The sequence below is a fragment of the Provencibacterium massiliense genome (assembly GCF_900169495.1).
In the GTDB taxonomy this organism is placed as follows: Bacteria; Bacillota; Clostridia; order Oscillospirales; family Ruminococcaceae; genus Harryflintia; species Harryflintia acetispora.
The window spans coordinates 168,850-184,558 of sequence record NZ_FWCH01000009.1 but is presented as its reverse complement, the minus strand read 5'-3'; the positions used below and the strand labels follow the sequence as shown (position 1 = coordinate 184,558).

Here is a 15,709-nt window from a genome sequence, read left to right as displayed (position 1 = left end):
GGTCTTGACATCAAAAAAATTTATGATAAGGAAGGAGGGCCTCGGACATGAAAGCCGCAATCATAGACGACCTGGAAACGTGCCGGGAGGATTTACAAAAGTGCCTGCACCAATATTTTAGCGAGCATTACGCCGGGGAGACACCCAGCGTGAAGGAGTTTTCCAGCGGGGAGGAATTTTTGTCCCAATTCCAGCCGGAGGCGTGGGACATTATTTTTATCGACCAGTACATGGACGGGCTTTCCGGCATTGAAACGGCCCGGAAAATCCGCGAGAGGGACAAGCTGGCGGCGCTGGTGTTCGTCACCACCAGCGAGAGCCACGCCGTCGAGAGCTACGGGGTGCGGGCTTGCGGGTATCTGGTAAAGCCCTATGGCTACGGCGATTTTGAAAAGACAATGGAGCTTTGCGGGGTGGAGAAGATACGGGGCGCACGTTTTATCCGCGTGAAGCAGGAGCGCGTCTTGCTCCGTGAAATCCTCTGGTGTGACAAGGACGAACACTATACCCAAATCCACACGGAGCGGCGGGGCGTCCTCCGGTTCCGCGTCCCCTTTGGGGAGCTGAACGGTCTGCTGGCCCCCTACCCGCAATTTTTGACCTGCTACAAGGGCTGTATCGTCAACGCCGAACGGGTGGAGCGCATCGACGCCCTGGCGTTCCTGATGGACAATGGGGCCAGCGTCCCCTTTGCCCAGCGGGAGAAAAAGACGCTGGAGGGGCTGTACAGCTCCTATCTGTTCCAGCGGGAAAGGGAGGACGCGCTTTTATGATGAACATGATGGACACGCTGATGGTGCTGCTGTTCCCGTTCCTCGATACCATTCCCTTTACCATGCCCCGGTACTGGATTTTTCGCGGCAGGCTGCGGATTCCCTTCCGGTATGTGGTGCTGGTGCAGTTGGTGTTGACGACGGCGTACAGCGCGTCCTTTTACGCCGTCAACCTGGGCGGCTATGAGGCGGCGGCCCGGTGGACGACCATTCTCCGTTACGTCTTTATGCTGGCATATCTGGCCTGCGCCTTTTCGCTGATTAAGGACACCCTGCCCAAGCTCCTGTTTACCTGGCTGCTCACGCTGGCGTGGCAGTTTTTTGTCATGGGCAACGCGAACTTTATTGAAAGCCGTTTTTTCCCGGACATGTCCGGCCGGCACCCCTATCTGGTCTACAACGTCGCCCGCATTGTGATCTACCTGATTACCTGTCCGTTTCTTCTCCGGTTTTTCCTCCATACGGTGCGGGACGCGCTGAAAATCGAGGACCCGGAAATCTGGCGGCGGTTCTGGAAGATCCCGCTGTTTTCCACGCTGTTCGGCCTGCTTTACTGTACCGTGACCGACGTGTACGCCTTCGCCTCATGGCAGTTTCTAGTCTGCCGCTACCTCATGCTGTTCGGGGCCTGTTATGTGTCCCATGTGGCGCTCCGGGTGCTGGAAATCTCACGGAGCCGGACGCAGCTGGAAGAATCGCTCCGGTACGCCGACCGGAGCCTGCTGGCGCAGAAAAAGCAATATGACCTGCTGGCGGCGCACATGGATGAAACACGCAAGGCCCGCCATGACCTCCGGCAGCATTTGGCCGTGGTACAGTCCTACATAGAGCATGACGACAAGGAGGGCCTTGCGGAATACATCGACCTCTATCAGAACCACCTGCCTCCGGACACTTGGGAGCGGTATTGCCGCAACGACGTGGTAAACGCCATTGTCTGCTATTACGCGGCCTTGGCGCGGGATAACGGAATCGAGTTTGAAGCGGGAGTAGACTACCCGGACGACTGCCCGGTGTCCGGCACGGACATCACGGTGCTGCTGGGGAACCTGCTGGAAAACGCGGTGGAAGCCTGCAAGCGGGAGGCGGCGGGAGGGCCGCAGGCCATCAAGCTCCGGGTAAAGCGTCGGGGCGGCTCCACGCTTTTAATTCTGGTGGACAATCCATGCGCGACGCCCGTGGTATTCGACGGGGACACGCCGCTTTCCTCCAAACGGGAGGGGGCCGGAATCGGGGCCGCCTCGGTGCGGGAGATCGCCGCCCGGTACGGCGGCACGGTGCAGTTTGAGCAGAAAGGCGGGGTGTTCTACGCCTCCGTGCTGCTGAAACTCGTCCCGGACGGGACGGGGGAAACCGCGCCGGCTGGGGAAGGGGCGGTTTCGCTAAAACAATAGCGGCAAGCGTATGCACACTTGCCCATTTTGGCCCTACGGACCAAAATGTTTGCTTCGTTGGGGAGAATCCCCCCTATAAGCAAAGAATGTGTCCCACAATGGGACACATTCTTTTTAATACTCCTTATGGAAATGTGCAACATCGGATGTAAAATTATGCCTTGCCCTCCTGATATACAAAGCACTCCGTCATATGGTCATTCACCATGCCCGTAGCCTGCATGAACGCATAGACGATCGTCGAGCCGACAAATCGAAATCCCATCTTTTTCAAATCTTTGCTGATTCGGTCCGAGAGTGGGGTTGTGGCCGGCACCTGCTCCATTTTCTCCCAGTGGTTTTGAATTGGAGTATCATTCACATATGCCCAAATGAATTTATGAAAGCTCCCGTACTTTTCTTGTATTTTTAGAAACGCTTGGGCATTTGTTACAGCGGCGTTCAGTTTGAGACGGTTTCTGATGATTCCTTCGTTTGCCAGCAGCTCCTGTATTTTTCTCTCATCGTAAAGAGCTACCTTGCCTGGCTGGAATCCATCGAACGCTTCCCGGAACGCCTCTCTTTTTTTGAGAACGGTAAGCCAGCTCAACCCGGCCTGCATTCCCTCTAAAATCAACATTTCAAACAGCTTGTCATCGTCATGTACGGGCCGTCCCCACTCATTGTCGTGGTAGTCTATGTATATGGGGAGATCCCCCGCCCAAGAGCAGCGGCTTTTTTCACACATAAGGCACGTCCTTTCAATTCAATGTATTCTCTTTACATAGTACCATACTCATTAGGTTATGTGTAGTTCAGGTTTTTAGGACATTTTATGGACCTGCCTAACCTACTTAAGTCTGAGTAGCCCCGTCCAACCCGTCACCGCCTCTTGCTTCCCCGACTGATCGGGCTTTTCGCCGGCTCGAGCTTGTGCGCGCTCCGGACAAGCCACTGTTTTTCTTCCTCCGTTAAGCGGTTGTATTTCAGCCTCGTCTGCTTGCAGAAAATCATGACCAGCCGTTCCAACTCGCTTGCTTTGAAGCTCGCCGCCGCCTCTAAACCCTTTTTGAGCTCTTCGGCCACGGAGCTTTCCGGCGCGCTGATGCTGTCTCTCTTGTGGGCTTCCTTCATGAAAATCCGGGCCGTGTGGCGGGCAAAGAGCGGGACAGGCTTTTGGGGCGGCTTTATGAGGACGGCGTATCTGGAAAAATCTCTGACGAACGGTTTACAAAGCTGTCCGGCGGTTACGAAGCCGAACAGAAGGAGCTACGGGAAAGGGTTGCTATCCTGCAAACGGAGCTGATGTGTTGGTGTGATTGAACTGCCGGATACGAACGCGACGAACAGCAAAACGGCATAGTCAACTGACTATGCCGTTCGCTCGTACGATACTTTTTTATTCGGGACCGCCTCGCGGCGGTCCCTCCCAGGTTTTTCTTAATTAATAGTTGTCGCTCTTCTCTTCAAAGAAGGCCTGCGGGCGTCCACAGATCGGGCAGACCACCGGGGCGCTCTCCCCGACGTGGATGTGGCCGCAGGCGCGGCAGATCCAGGTGATCGAGGTGGGGCGCTTGAAGACCAGGTTTTGGCTCAGGTTGTCCCGCAGTTTAACGTAGCGCTCATGGTGCTCCTTCTCCACCTTGGCCACCAGCTCGAACTTGGCGGCGATCTCGGTGAAGCCCTCCTCCTTGGCTACCTTGGCAAAGTCGGGGTACATCTCGGTCCACTCGTAATGCTCGCCGTCTGCGGCGTCCTTAAGGTTGTCCAGCGTGCCTGGCAGTTCGCCCCCGCGCAGGTACTTGAGCCAGATTTCGGCGTGTTTCCACTCGTTGTCCGAGGTCATGTCGAAAATATCCCCGATCTGCTCGTACCCATCCTTGCGGGCCTTGTCGGCATAGGAGCTGTATTTGCTGCGCGCCTGGCTCTCGCCTGCGAAGGCGGCCATCAGGTTGGAAAAGGTCTTGCTGTCCTTGAATTCCATATCGTTCCCTCCAAAGATTTTTTCAATGCTACTATTGGAAGGAACAGGCATGTTTATGCTTGAATCAGTAATTTTTCGGGCGCGCCCTGTGCGCTCACCAGCCGTCGACATGGGCGCGCTTCATCGCGCCGAAGAGCCGTTTGGAGAAGCCGTGGTCCTTTTGGTCCATCTCGGCGAGCCAGTCCTTGGTCTGCTGGCGGTTGGTGGTCTTGTCCACCGGGCATTTCGACTTGACGATGGGCAGCCCCTCCTTGCGCACCGCGCCGAGAATCTCCTTCTCAGGCGCGTAGATCAGCGGCCGGATGACGGTCAGATCCTTGCGCGAAAGATAGGTCACCGGCGAAAAGCAGCCGATCCGCCCCTCCTGGAAGAGGTTCATCACAAAGGTCTCCACCGCGTCGTCCCAGTTGTGGCCGAGGGCCAGCTTGTTGCAGCCGTGTTCCTTGCACAGGTCGTGCAGCGCGCCCCGGCGCATGCGCGCGCAGAGGCTGCAGGGATTTTGCTCCTTTCGTACGTCAAAGATGATCTCCCCAATCCCGGTGCGCCGCACGGTATAGGGCACCCCCCATTCCCGGCAGAGCGCTTCAATGGGGGAATAGTCGGTCTGCTCCCCCGAAAAGCCGGGGTCGAGGGTGAAGGCCTCCATATCGAAGGGGATATCCAGATATTCCCGCAGCCGGCAGAGCCCCGCGAGCATGGCGAGAGAGTCCTTGCCGCCCGAAATGCCCAGCGCCAGGCGGTCCCCCGGCTCGAGCATCTGGTATTCGGCGATCGCCTTGCGCATGTATCCCGCGATCTTCTGCACCATAAAAATCCCCTTTCCCGTATCATGAGGCCCATTATAGCATTTTACGAGGCCATCCTGCAAGAAGCTCCAAAATTTGATTGACATTAGACCATTCCATGCTATCATATAGATAAAACGATGTTTTGACGAGGGAGATGTTAGTTTGATTAAAGCAAAAGAGGCGCGCGCGGTGGGCCGGCAGATGATTGGGGAAAACAAGGGCCTGCTCGTGGGCAGCTATCTTGCATATTTCGGCATTTCGGTGGGGCTGTCCTTAATTTCCATGTTCTTTGGGAACAGCCAGGCGCTGACCTTCATCTGGTCGATCGCCATCCTGTTCATCACCTATCCGCTGATGCTCGGGCTGCTGCACATCAACAATATGGTCTATTACAAGCGCCAGTGCCGGGTGGGCAACCTGTTCGATTTCTTTTCCAATTACCGGGTTTCGCTCAAGGTCATCGGGGTCAACCTGATCCTGACCGTCATCATGATGGCGGTGATGATTCCGATCATGATCATCATGCTGGGCAGCATCTTCGCCAGCGTATCCATCGGGCTGCTGGGCGGGGTTCAGTCCAATATCAACCTTTCCTCCATGCTGGGCTCGTTCCTGCTGTGCATGCTGCTGGTCATGGTGCTGGCCATGCTGATCTCTTCCTTCATGATGGCCAGCTACTTCATCGCGCTGCGCAACCGTTCGATCACCTTCGGCAAGCTGCTGGGCAGCTCCTTTAAGATCGGCGGCAAGTACGTCTGGCGTTACTTCACCTTCCAGCTTTCCTTCATCGGCTGGATGCTGCTGTGTATCGTCCCCTTCCTGGTGGTGACCGTTTTTGTCGCCATTGCCGGGCCGGGGCTGGGCTCGATTGCCCTGCTCATGCTCATGCTGATCGTCTTCATCGCGGGGATTTTCGCGGTCAGCCTCTACATCAACGCCGCCTCGGTGGCCTTCTTCAACACCGCCATCGACGAGTATGAGCAGCTGCACCCCGATTATTCGGGCTTCGTGCCGCCGCACATTCCGCAGACTCCCGGCTTCCCCCAGGAGGGTGGGGAGCAAAACTATGGCCAACCGGGCGACGGGAGCTACGGCCAGGAGGGGCAGGACGAACAGGGCCCTGAAATCCACTAAAAACAAATGAAAAGGCAGCGCCGGAAGATATCTTCCGGCGCTGCCTTTTTTAGCTTCCCCCGCCTACTATTATGTCCGGGGCCAGCGGATTTCCCGCTTTTCGGGCGGCAGGTCGTCCACATAATCGACGGTGTAGTCGTAAAAGGTCTGCGCGGCAGGGGAAAGCGGCTCCCTCCGGCGGCAGATGATCCCGATGTTGGCCACGCAGACCTCGTCGTCCAGCACCAGGGTGCAAATGTCGGGGTCGTTGATCTGGGAGCAGGCCTGAAAGGTCGAGAAAGCCACGGCTTCGTTGTCCTGGACCCACTTGTAGGACTCGGAAAGGTCGTTGATGGTGGCAATGACGTTGAGGGTGATCCCCAGCTGCCGGCAGCGGTTGAGGAAGGTGAAATGCCCCTTGAAGCTCTCGCTCATGAGCACCAGGTTCTGCTGCGCGACCTCGGCGCAGGTGACGGTGCTCTTTTTTGAAAGGGGATTGTCCTTGTGGACCAGCAGCGGCCAGGGGGCCTTAAAGACCGGGGTAAAATCGAAGCGTTCCCGGTCGATGGGCAGGTACGCAAAGCCCAGGTCGAACTTCTCGTCCTGCACCATGCGTTCGGCGGAAAAGTAGGGATATTCGCCGATCAGCAGGTCGATCTCGGGATGGTCGATGCGGAATGCGTTGGGGATCTGCATGGTGAGCTGGCTGAGCACCCCATAGGCGTAAACCACGCTCACCTGTTCGTGGACGGGCTCCATAATCAGCCCGAGCTCCTCGTGCATGGCTTCGTATTCGCTCACGATCCGCCGGGCGTATTTGTAAAACACCTCGCCCTGCAGCGTGGGGGTCACCCCGCTGCGGGAACGGTGCAGCAAAGAAAAGCCCAGCTCGCTTTCCATGGCGGCGATGATCCGGCTGAGCCCCTGCTGGCTGATGTAGGATTCCTTGGCCACCCTATGTATGCTCCCCGCCTTGCAAATCTGCAAAAAATATTTCATGTACCGGATATCCACGCGGACGACCACTCCTTTCCCGGGACCCGCCCCGGCCCCGGCGAAGCCGGGACGACAGATGGATGAAAAATAGGCTTTTTTAACGTTATGCCCCTTTTACCGCCCCTTCTGACATCATTTCGTTGGCATGCTGGACAGTAAACTGTTGATTTATTTCATCTTATCAATTTGTTATAATATTGTCAATGAATATTGAAATTTAATAAAATATTTCAAATATCCATGATTATTTTGTGAAAGGAGGAGGCGCGGCGGCGCTGCCGTCAGAAACAAATTCGTTTGATGGAGGGATCGGCTTTGGTAAAAGAAAGAAATCGTTGGGTCATTCTTGCGGCTTTGGTAATCAACAACATCTGCCTCGGCGCCACGTATGTGTGGAGCATCTTCAACGCCCCCCTGATGGAGGCGAACGGCTGGCAGCTCAGCCAGGTGTCCCTGGCCTATTCCATGCTGCTGCTCGTCACGTTCTTTGCAAACCTTGTCTCCGGGCAGCTGCAGAACAAGGTGGGCCCGCGGAAGCTCATGCTGGTGGCGCTCATCTTCTGGGGCGGCGGCTGGTTTTTGACAGGCTTTGCCCGTAGCCTGCCGCAGCTCTACATATTCTTCAGCCTGATCGTCGGGATCGGGACCGGCTTCGGGTACAACACGGTGGTTTCCACCATCCCGCGCTGGTTCCCCGACCGCAAGGGCCTGGCCAACGGGCTGGTTATCGGCGCCTCGGGCCTCTCCCCGCTGCCCTTCGCCCCGCTGGGCTATTTCCTGCTCGAGCGCTTCGGCGTACAGAATTCCTTCAAGGGCCTGGGGGCCATTTTCCTGGTGCTGATGGCCGCCACCTTCTGGCTGATCACCGCGCCCCCCAAGGGCTGGAAGCCCGAGGGCTGGGAGCCGCCCGTCGCCACAGTGAAAACGGGCATCCTGCAGGAGAAGCGCACCGGCGAAATGGTCAAGGACCCTGTATTCTATCTGCTCTGGTTCGTGCTGATGACGGGCGCCACCGCCGGCATGATCATGACCGGCCACGCCTCGGGGATCGGGCAGGAGCTGGTGGGCATGACCGGCTCCCAGGGGGCCATGATGGTCAGCCTGCTGGCGGTCATGAGCTTTGCCGGACGCCTGATCATGGGCTCGCTCTCGGATAAGATCGGCCGCTACCGCACGGTGCTGGCCATCATTATCATCACCGCGGCGGATATGTTCTTCTTCGGGGTTGTGCACTCCTTCCCGACCTTTGTGCTGGCGCTGTCCGTCGTGGGGTTCTGCTTCGGGAGTATTATGTCCGTCTTCCCGGCGCTTTGCTCGGACACCTTCGGCGTCACCCACATGTCCTCCAACTGGTCGGTCATGTACAGCGGCTATACGGTGGCCTCGTTCATCGGGCCCATGTCGGCCGCCAAGTGCGTGGAGGCCTTCGGGAGCTATGTCAACGTGTTCGTGCTTTCCGGCGTGCTCGCCGCGCTGGCGCTGATCGCCCTGCTGGCGGCCATGCGGATCAATTCCCGCCGGGTGGCCCAGAAGGCTGCTGCGAAATGACTCTACGGGGAACACAAATTGAATAGATTGAGGAGGAAAACGTTATGAAACTTGAAAACAAGGTTGCTCTCGTCACCGGCGCTTCCAACGGAATGGGGCGCGAAATCGCCCTGCGCTTCGCCCGCGAGGGGGCCGACGTGGCCGTCAGCTACTACTCCGGCGCCACCCCGACCGACGGCAAGGACGGCGAGGAGGTCGTGCGGCTCATCCAGGAGACCGGCCGCAAGTCGATCGGGATCGACGTGAACCTGGCCAAGGAAGAGGATATCATCTCGATGGTCGACCAGACGATCAAAGCCTTCGGGCGGATCGACATCCTGGTCAACTGCGCGGGCGTGTTCATCCCGCCGCGCCCGCTGTGCGAGATCACCGCGGAGCAGTTCGACTTCATCATGGACGTGGATATCCGCGGCGTGTTCCTGATCTGCAAGTACACCATCCCCCATATGGTCGAGCAGGGCAAGGGCGTCATCGTCAACATCGGCTCGGCCAGCGGGATCCGCGGCACCGGCCTGTCGCCGCTGCCCTATATCACCGCGAAGTTCGGCATGATGGGCCTGACCCAGGAGGTCGACGCGGAATACGGCACCAAGGGCGTGCGCTGCAACATCCTCTGCCCGGGCGCCATCGACACGCGCATGAACTCGGGCTATACCGAGGAGACCAAGCGCAAATTCGACAAGATCCCCGCCCGGCGCATGGGCACCGTGCAGGACATCGCCAACCTGGCGCTCTTCCTCGCCAGCGACGACTCGGATTATATCCACGGCGAATCCATCCTGATCGACGGAGGCAAGAACCTGCGCTGGAGCAACCTGTAAATCCTCTTTGCGAAAGGTCCCGGGCGCTGCCTGATTGGCGGCGCCCGGGACCTTGTTTTACTAAGGAGGTGGGGAAAACCCATCTCGGGGTTTTCCCCCTCGCGCTACGCGCGATTCACCCTTTCCTCTTTTTATTGAGGCGAAAAAACCTTGGAGGCTTTGCCCCCAAACCTCCACACAAGGACCCCCCGGCCCTTGTGAATCCCAATTATTTTGCAAATTACAGAAAGGCGCGGACACTTCAGACCGCCGCGCCCTGCCCGATCTGGAACCGGTATTCCTTCCCGTCGAAGTCGCAGACAATCTCGTCCCCCTGCGAAAGCTCGCCGTGCAGGATCTTATCCGAAAGCGGGTCGGCGATTTCGGCGGCGATCACCCGGCGCAGCTCGCGCGCTCCGCTCGCCTTGTGATAGCCCCGGCGCGCGGTCTCTTTGACCAGCGCCTCGGTGAAGGAGGCGCTGACCCCCTTGCGCTCCAGGCGCTCGCGCAGCATCTCCAGCTCCCGCGAGGCGACCTTGGCGATCTCCTGGTCGCTCAGGGTGCCGAACGAGACGATCTCGTCCACCCGCCCGAGCAGCTCGGGGCGCAGGAAGCGCCGCAGCCCGGCAATCCCCTCGCTCTTCTTGTATCCGTCCGAGCTCTCGGCGCCGAACCCCAAGGAGGCCATCTGTCCGAGCTGCCCCACCCCCAGGTTGGAGGTCATGATGATGACGGTGTTGCGGAAGCTCACCACCCGCCCCTGCGAGTCGGTGACCTCGCCCTCCTCCAATATCTGCAGGAGGAGGTTGAAGATGTCCGGATGGGCCTTTTCGATCTCGTCGAGCAGCACCAGCGAATAGGGGTGGGTGCGCACCCGGTCGGTGAGCATGCCGCCGTCGTCGTGCCCGACGTAGCCGGGCGGAGCCCCGATCAGGCGGGAGACGGTGTGCTTCTCCATATATTCGCTCATGTCCACCCGGATGAGGCTGTGCTCATCCTGGAAGATGGCCTCGGCCAGCGCCTTGGCCAGCTCGGTCTTGCCGACTCCGCTCGGCCCCAGGAAGATGAATGAACCGATCGGGCGCCGCTCGTCGCTCAGCCCGCTCTTGGCGCGGGCGATGGCGTGTGAGACCGCTTCGATGGCCTTCTCCTGCCCGATTACCCGTTTTTTGAGGCGTTCGGCCAGGGCCCCGGCGCTCATCCCCTCATCCGCGTCGGCGTCGGTTGCGATCCCGGTCGAGAGGGTGATCAGGCGCTTGATGTCCTGCGCCCCCAGCGAGCGGCAGGGGGTTGAGGCGCCCGAGAGCAGCCCGAACTGGTAACTGCCGTCCCGGTCCTGGGCCAGGCGCTGGGGGCTCAGGGTGGAGGCCAGCTCGAAGTCGCCCTCGAGCAGCGCCGCCTCGCAGCGCCCCTCCAGGGAGGAATCCGCTTCCTTCTTGGCGTCCAGGGTGACCATGGCGCAGGCCTCGTCGATCAGGTCGATCGCCTTGTCCGGCAGATAGCGCTCGGGGACGTAGCGGCGGGAGAGGCTGACCGCCGCCTCGATGGCCTCGTCGGTGATCAGCATGCCGTGGTGCTGCTCATACCGCTCGCGCACCCCCTTGATGATGGCGATCGACTGCTCGACCCCCGGCTCGCCCACCTGCACGCACTGGAAGCGCCGCTCGAGGGCGCAGTCCTTTTCGATGTGCTTGCGGTATTCCTTGATGGTGGTGGCGCCGATGAGCTGGATCTCCCCGCGCGCGAGCTGCGGCTTTAAGATGTTGGCGGCGTCCACCGCCCCCTCGGCCGCGCCCGCGCCCATGATGGTGTGCAGCTCATCGATGAAGAGGATGACGTTCCCGGCGGCCACCACCTCGTCGAGCAGCTTTTTAAAGCGCTCCTCGAATTCTCCGCGGTACTTGGTGCCCGCCACCAGCAGGGCGATGTCGACCGAAAGCACCTGCTTGGGCAGCAGCCTCGCCGGCACGTCGCCCGAGGCGATCATCTGGGCGAGCCCCTCGACGATGGCCGTCTTGCCGACCCCCGCCTCCCCGACGAGGCAGGGGTTGTTTTTCTGCCTGCGGGAAAGGATCTGCACCACCCGGCGCAGCTCCTCCTCACGCCCGATCACCGGGTCGAGCAGGCCCTGGTGCGCCAGGGCGGTCAGGTTGCGGCAAAAGCGCTCGAGCAGCCCCTTCTTGCCGGTGGCGCCCTTCGGCTGGGCGGCGCGCTCGGCCGCGGTCGGGGCGGCGGCCGCGGCGGCCGCCGTCAGGGTACGGTAGAGGCGCTCCGGATCGATTTCCATCAGTTTTAAAAAGCGCAGGGCATAGCATTCCGGCTCTTTTAACAGCGCCATGAAAATATGATCGGTACCAACATTGGGCTGCGTGCATATCCTAGAGTAGATGGTTGCCATTTCGAGAATCCGCCGCAGCCGCGGCGTAAAATCGGAAGGGGTAAGCACACAGGGACATCCGCGGCCGACCGCATCGCTGATCAGCTGATACAGCCGCTCGTAGGTCACCTTTTTGTCCGGGAAAGCAAGGCGGCAAACGTTTTGTTCGTCGTGCAGCAGTCCAAGGAGCAGATGCTCGCTGCCTACATAAGTATGCCCGAGCTCTCCGGCAAGCTGTATGGCGCAGTTGAGCGCCTCGTTGGCTTTTTGTGTGAGTGATGAAAAACGGTACAAAGAGTGATGACCTCCCAGTGCTAAGGCTGACGGCAAGACCTTCCGGCGGCATGGTGCCGCAGGCTTTGCAAGGCGATTTGCCCTCTACCAATTTATGCAGAAATTGCTTTGTCAGAACCATTAACAAGTATGGTCGCGGGCCCCAAATCTTATTCTTCCGAAAGAACGGCGAAAGGGAACCATTTTTACCCACAAGGCATAGTATATGGTGAAATCTCAATTTAGGAGGAAAATTCTTATGTACGGATTCAACGGTTGCTGGTGGATACTTATCATCATCGTCCTGATCTGCTGCTGCGGCGGCTGGGGCGGCAATGGCTGCGGCAATGGCTGCGGGTGCGGCAATGGTTGCGGCGGTTGCGGTGGTTGCGGCTGCGAGGGCGGCTGCGGCTGCGGTTGCTAGTAGGCCTCTTTTATAAAAGGCTCGCCAGCGGGCGGACGGGGTGCGGCGGTAGCCGCGCCCCGTCCTTCTTTTTGGCGGTCGGCTGGACAGGCTATACAGGAATCGTTAAAGAGGAAGGGCACAGTTTGAACTTTTCATGAAATTTTGTAGAAATTTTAACGAAAGCGCTTGAAAAGCGCTTTACATTTCTCTATAATGATAGTTGTGGAAAATTTGATGTTTTCTGCGGGCATCATCAAGAATGGCCTTTGGACAATGCGCCGGAGGCACGCAATACAAGCCGGCATGCTGCCGGCGGAAATGGAGGCAAACAGGAATGACCAACAACAAGAACGTACTCAACTGGGTCGACGAGATGGTCGCGCTGTGCAAACCGGACAAGGTTGTCTGGATCGACGGCAGCGAGGAGCAGCTCAAAGCGCTGCGCGAGGAGGCTTGCTCCACCGGCGAAATGCTCAAGCTCAACGAGGAGAAGCTCCCCGGGTGCTTGCTGCACCGCACCGCGGTCAACGACGTGGCGCGCGTGGAGGGCAGAACCTATATCTGCACCCGCAATAAAGAGGACGCGGGCCCGATCAACAACTGGGAAGACCCGAAGGTGATGTACGAGCGCCTGACCAAGATGTACGACGGCGTGATGAAGGGCCGCACCATGTATGTGATCCCCTACTGCATGGGCCCGATCGGCTCCAAGCTCTCGAAGGTCGGCGTCGAGCTGACCGACTCGATCTACGTCGTGCTGAACATGGACATCATGACCCGTATGGGCGTTGACGCTTTCAAGCAGCTGGGCGACACCTCCAACGATTTTGTGCGCGGCCTCCATTCCAAGGCGGACATCGACGAGGAGAAGCGCTACATCGTCCACTTCCCCGAGGACAACACCATCTGGAGCATCAACTCCGGTTACGGCGGCAACGTTCTGCTGGGCAAGAAGTGCTTTGCGCTGCGCATCGCCTCCTACCAAGGCAAGAACGAGGGCTGGATGGCCGAGCATATGCTGATCCTGGGCATCGAGAACCCGCAGGGCGAGGTCAAGTACATCGCGGCGGCCTTCCCGTCCGCCTGCGGCAAGACCAACCTGGCCATGCTCATCCCGCCCGAGGTCTACAAGAACAAGGGCTACAAGGTCTGGACGGTCGGCGACGACATCGCCTGGATGAGAATCGGCGACGACGGCAGACTCTGGGCGATCAACCCGGAGGCCGGCTTCTTCGGCGTGGCGCCGGGCACCAACGCGCACAGCAACTTCAACGCCCTGGAATCCACCAAGAAGAACACCATCTTCACCAACGTTGTGCATAACCTCGACGACAACACCGTTTGGTGGGAGGGGCTCGACAAGAACCCGCCGAAGAACGCGCTCAACTGGAAGGGCGAGAAGTGGGACTGCACCGACGGCTCGAAGGGCGCGCATCCCAACAGCCGCTTCACCGCTCCGGCGAAAAATTGCCCCTGCGTCAGCCCGAAGTTTGATGATCCGACCGGTGTTCCGATCTCTGCGATCATCTTCGGCGGCCGCCGCGCCAAGACCGCTCCGCTGGTCTACCAGTCCAGAAGCTGGCAGCACGGCGTGTTCGTCGGCTCGATCATGGCTTCTGAGACCACCGCTGCGGCGACCGGCGCGGTCGGCGTTGTACGCCGCGACCCGATGGCCATGCGTCCGTTCTGCGGCTATCACATGGGCGACTACTTCGGCCACTGGCTGGAGATGGGCAAGCGCCTGGGCGACAAGGCCCCGAAGATCTTCAACGTCAACTGGTTCAGAACCGACGACGAAGGCCACTTCATCTGGCCGGGCTTTGGCGACAACATGAGAGTCCTGATGTGGATCCTCGACCGCTGCGAGGGCAAGGCCGACGCGGTGGAGACCCCGATCGGCTTCGAGCCGAAGGCGGAGGACATCAACATCGAGGGCCTCGGCGACATCTCCGTCGAGACCGTCAAAGGACTGCTGGACGTCGACAAGAACCTCTGGAAAGAGGAAGCGGACGGGATCGAGGAGTTCTACAAGACCTTCGGCGACAGACTACCCAAGGAGCTGCATGACGAGCTCGACACCCTCAAGGCGAACCTGAAATAAGATTATTACAAAAAGAGGCCCGGGACCGATGGTCCCGGGCCTCTTTTCTGTCTGTGCAGAAAATGCCGGTTTTAATCCCGGGATTCCCAAGGGTTTTACAAACCCTTGGGCGGGTGCGGGCAGAGCCCGCGACCTTTCCCAGGTTGCTGCCACTCGCGATTACAAAAGCCCTCCAAAGATCAGGAAGGGGAGCAAAAAGCTCCCAGTGGGAGGTTTTTGCGTGGGGAAACCCTATCAAGGGGTTTCCCCGTGGCCCAAGCGAAGATTGGGCCACCCGCCACCAGCAGTCTGGCAGGTGAAATCCCCCAACCCTATTTTTCCTTCACACTCGCCTGTATCTCGGTCACAAATTCCTGCGGGTCCGCTGTCTCATTGATGTCCACCCGGTACAGCTCGATCGGATCGTGGCTGAAAACCCACCCATGCTCCCTGGCGTATTCCTTCAGGCTCCCATACAGCCGTTTGCTCTGCGTATAGGGTCCCCGGTAGGTCATGGTCAGATAGGTTCCGCCCGGCAGGATGAAATCTGGCTTGATATGCCGGTTGTTCAGTATAAAAAATGCAGAATTAAACTGATTGTAAATATCGTTTTGCAGATATTCCAGCGGCAGCGTCGCCCCGATGTAGGTATTCCCCAGGATATAGAGCGTATTCTCGGTCCGGCGGCTGAGGCGTTTGATGAGAAAATCAAATTCTTCATCCCGGGTGATCTCCCCCGCCAGCATCAGCACCGGGCGCTCAGGAAATTGCTCCTCCCTGATTTCCTCGAAGCGCACCCCGCCGCGTGGGCTCAAATTTTTGATCCGGCCCTGGATGTCTCGCTGCTGCCGGCGCAGCCCGGCGATCTTGCGCTCAATCATCCCCAGCTCGTCGTCCAGCAGCTCCAAGGTGGAGTGCAGCGTGCGGTGGTCGAGATAGCTCTTGATCCGCTCCATCGAAAACCCCAGGGTGCGCAGCTCCCGGATCACGTTGAGCCTGGAGATGTCCCGCAGGCTGTACAGCCGGTAGCCGTTGGAGTCCCTCTTGGGATTCAGCAACCCCAGCTCCTCATAGTAGCGCAGCGAGTCGGTGCCGATGTCATAGAGCTTCGAGATTTCACCGATCTTATAATATTCCTTCAAGCCGCCCACCTCAAAACCTTTTAAAATAAACCCTTGACCTTGGGACGGTACCAAGG

14 protein-coding genes and 1 pseudogene are annotated in these 15,709 nt (G+C 58.8%); 8 read left to right on the top strand and 7 right to left on the bottom strand.

Annotation, left to right across the window (positions count from 1 at the left end; translation table 11 throughout):
* The first annotated feature begins 47 nt into the window (after positions 1-47).
* Both B5477_RS02370 and B5477_RS02365 read left to right on the top strand, forming a co-directional pair.
* A complete protein-coding gene (locus tag B5477_RS02370; RefSeq protein WP_079698215.1) occupies positions 48-773 on the top strand; it encodes a LytR/AlgR family response regulator transcription factor in 726 nt (241 codons plus the stop codon).
* Complete coding sequence (locus B5477_RS02365; protein WP_242942097.1) at positions 770-2,167, top strand: sensor histidine kinase; 1,398 nt, start codon at positions 770-772, stop codon at positions 2,165-2,167. The genes B5477_RS02370 and B5477_RS02365 overlap by 4 nt, the downstream gene beginning before the upstream one ends.
* Before the next feature lie 154 nt (positions 2,168-2,321).
* Here the strand turns inward: B5477_RS02365 and B5477_RS02360 are convergent, their stop codons facing one another.
* A complete protein-coding gene (locus tag B5477_RS02360) occupies positions 2,322-2,894 on the bottom strand; it encodes a DNA-3-methyladenine glycosylase I (RefSeq protein ID WP_079698214.1) in 573 nt (190 codons plus the stop codon).
* 134 nt (positions 2,895-3,028) lie between these two features.
* Positions 3,029-3,280 (bottom strand): hypothetical protein, encoded by a 252-nt coding sequence (locus B5477_RS02355; RefSeq protein ID WP_079698213.1) that lies wholly within the window; start codon positions 3,278-3,280, stop codon positions 3,029-3,031.
* A 45-nt stretch (positions 3,281-3,325) separates the two neighbouring features.
* Here B5477_RS02355 and B5477_RS15505 point away from each other — a divergent pair.
* Positions 3,326-3,451: pseudogene (locus B5477_RS15505) on the top strand (site-specific recombinase); the annotation flags it as partial.
* Positions 3,452-3,590: 139 nt separating this feature from the next.
* On the opposite strand, the gene rbr reads toward B5477_RS15505, so the two are convergent.
* Entirely contained in the window at positions 3,591-4,130 is a 540-nt protein-coding gene (rbr, locus tag B5477_RS02350; protein WP_079698212.1) for a rubrerythrin, read from the bottom strand.
* 94 nt (positions 4,131-4,224) lie between these two features.
* Complete coding sequence (locus B5477_RS02345; protein WP_341455969.1) at positions 4,225-4,938, bottom strand: tRNA 2-thiocytidine biosynthesis TtcA family protein; 714 nt, start codon at positions 4,936-4,938, stop codon at positions 4,225-4,227.
* A gap of 142 nt (positions 4,939-5,080) precedes the next feature.
* Between B5477_RS02345 and B5477_RS02340 the strand changes: the two genes are divergently transcribed.
* Positions 5,081-6,052 carry a DUF975 family protein gene (locus B5477_RS02340; RefSeq protein WP_079698211.1) on the top strand — a complete coding sequence of 324 codons (972 nt, stop codon included), beginning with the start codon at positions 5,081-5,083 and terminating at the stop codon, positions 6,050-6,052.
* 69 nt (positions 6,053-6,121) lie between these two features.
* On the opposite strand, the gene B5477_RS02335 is transcribed toward B5477_RS02340, so the two are convergent.
* On the bottom strand, positions 6,122-7,045 hold the full coding sequence (locus tag B5477_RS02335) for a LysR family transcriptional regulator (protein WP_079698210.1): 924 nt from the start codon (positions 7,043-7,045) through the stop codon (positions 6,122-6,124).
* Between the two features lie 297 nt (positions 7,046-7,342).
* Between B5477_RS02335 and B5477_RS02330 the strand changes: the two genes are divergently transcribed.
* Entirely contained in the window at positions 7,343-8,575 is a 1,233-nt protein-coding gene (locus B5477_RS02330; RefSeq protein ID WP_159448900.1) for an L-lactate MFS transporter, read from the top strand.
* Positions 8,576-8,619: 44 nt separating this feature from the next.
* Positions 8,620-9,396 (top strand): SDR family NAD(P)-dependent oxidoreductase, encoded by a 777-nt coding sequence (locus tag B5477_RS02325; protein ID WP_079698208.1) that lies wholly within the window; start codon positions 8,620-8,622, stop codon positions 9,394-9,396.
* 241 nt (positions 9,397-9,637) lie between these two features.
* Here B5477_RS02325 and B5477_RS02320 read toward each other — a convergent pair whose 3' ends face one another.
* Entirely contained in the window at positions 9,638-12,046 is a 2,409-nt protein-coding gene (locus tag B5477_RS02320; protein ID WP_079698207.1) for an ATP-dependent Clp protease ATP-binding subunit, read from the bottom strand.
* Between the two features lie 238 nt (positions 12,047-12,284).
* On the opposite strand from B5477_RS02320, the gene B5477_RS15160 reads away from it, so the two are divergent.
* On the top strand, positions 12,285-12,449 hold the full coding sequence (locus tag B5477_RS15160) for a hypothetical protein (RefSeq protein ID WP_165873065.1): 165 nt from the start codon (positions 12,285-12,287) through the stop codon (positions 12,447-12,449).
* Between the two features lie 241 nt (positions 12,450-12,690).
* A complete protein-coding gene (locus B5477_RS02310; RefSeq protein WP_079698205.1) occupies positions 12,691-14,532 on the top strand; it encodes a phosphoenolpyruvate carboxykinase (GTP) in 1,842 nt (613 codons plus the stop codon).
* Positions 14,533-14,843: 311 nt separating this feature from the next.
* Here the strand turns inward: B5477_RS02310 and B5477_RS02305 are convergent, their stop codons facing one another.
* Positions 14,844-15,653 carry a MerR family transcriptional regulator gene (locus B5477_RS02305; RefSeq protein WP_159448899.1) on the bottom strand — a complete coding sequence of 270 codons (810 nt, stop codon included), beginning with the start codon at positions 15,651-15,653 and terminating at the stop codon, positions 14,844-14,846.
* Positions 15,654-15,709 lie beyond the last annotated feature (56 nt).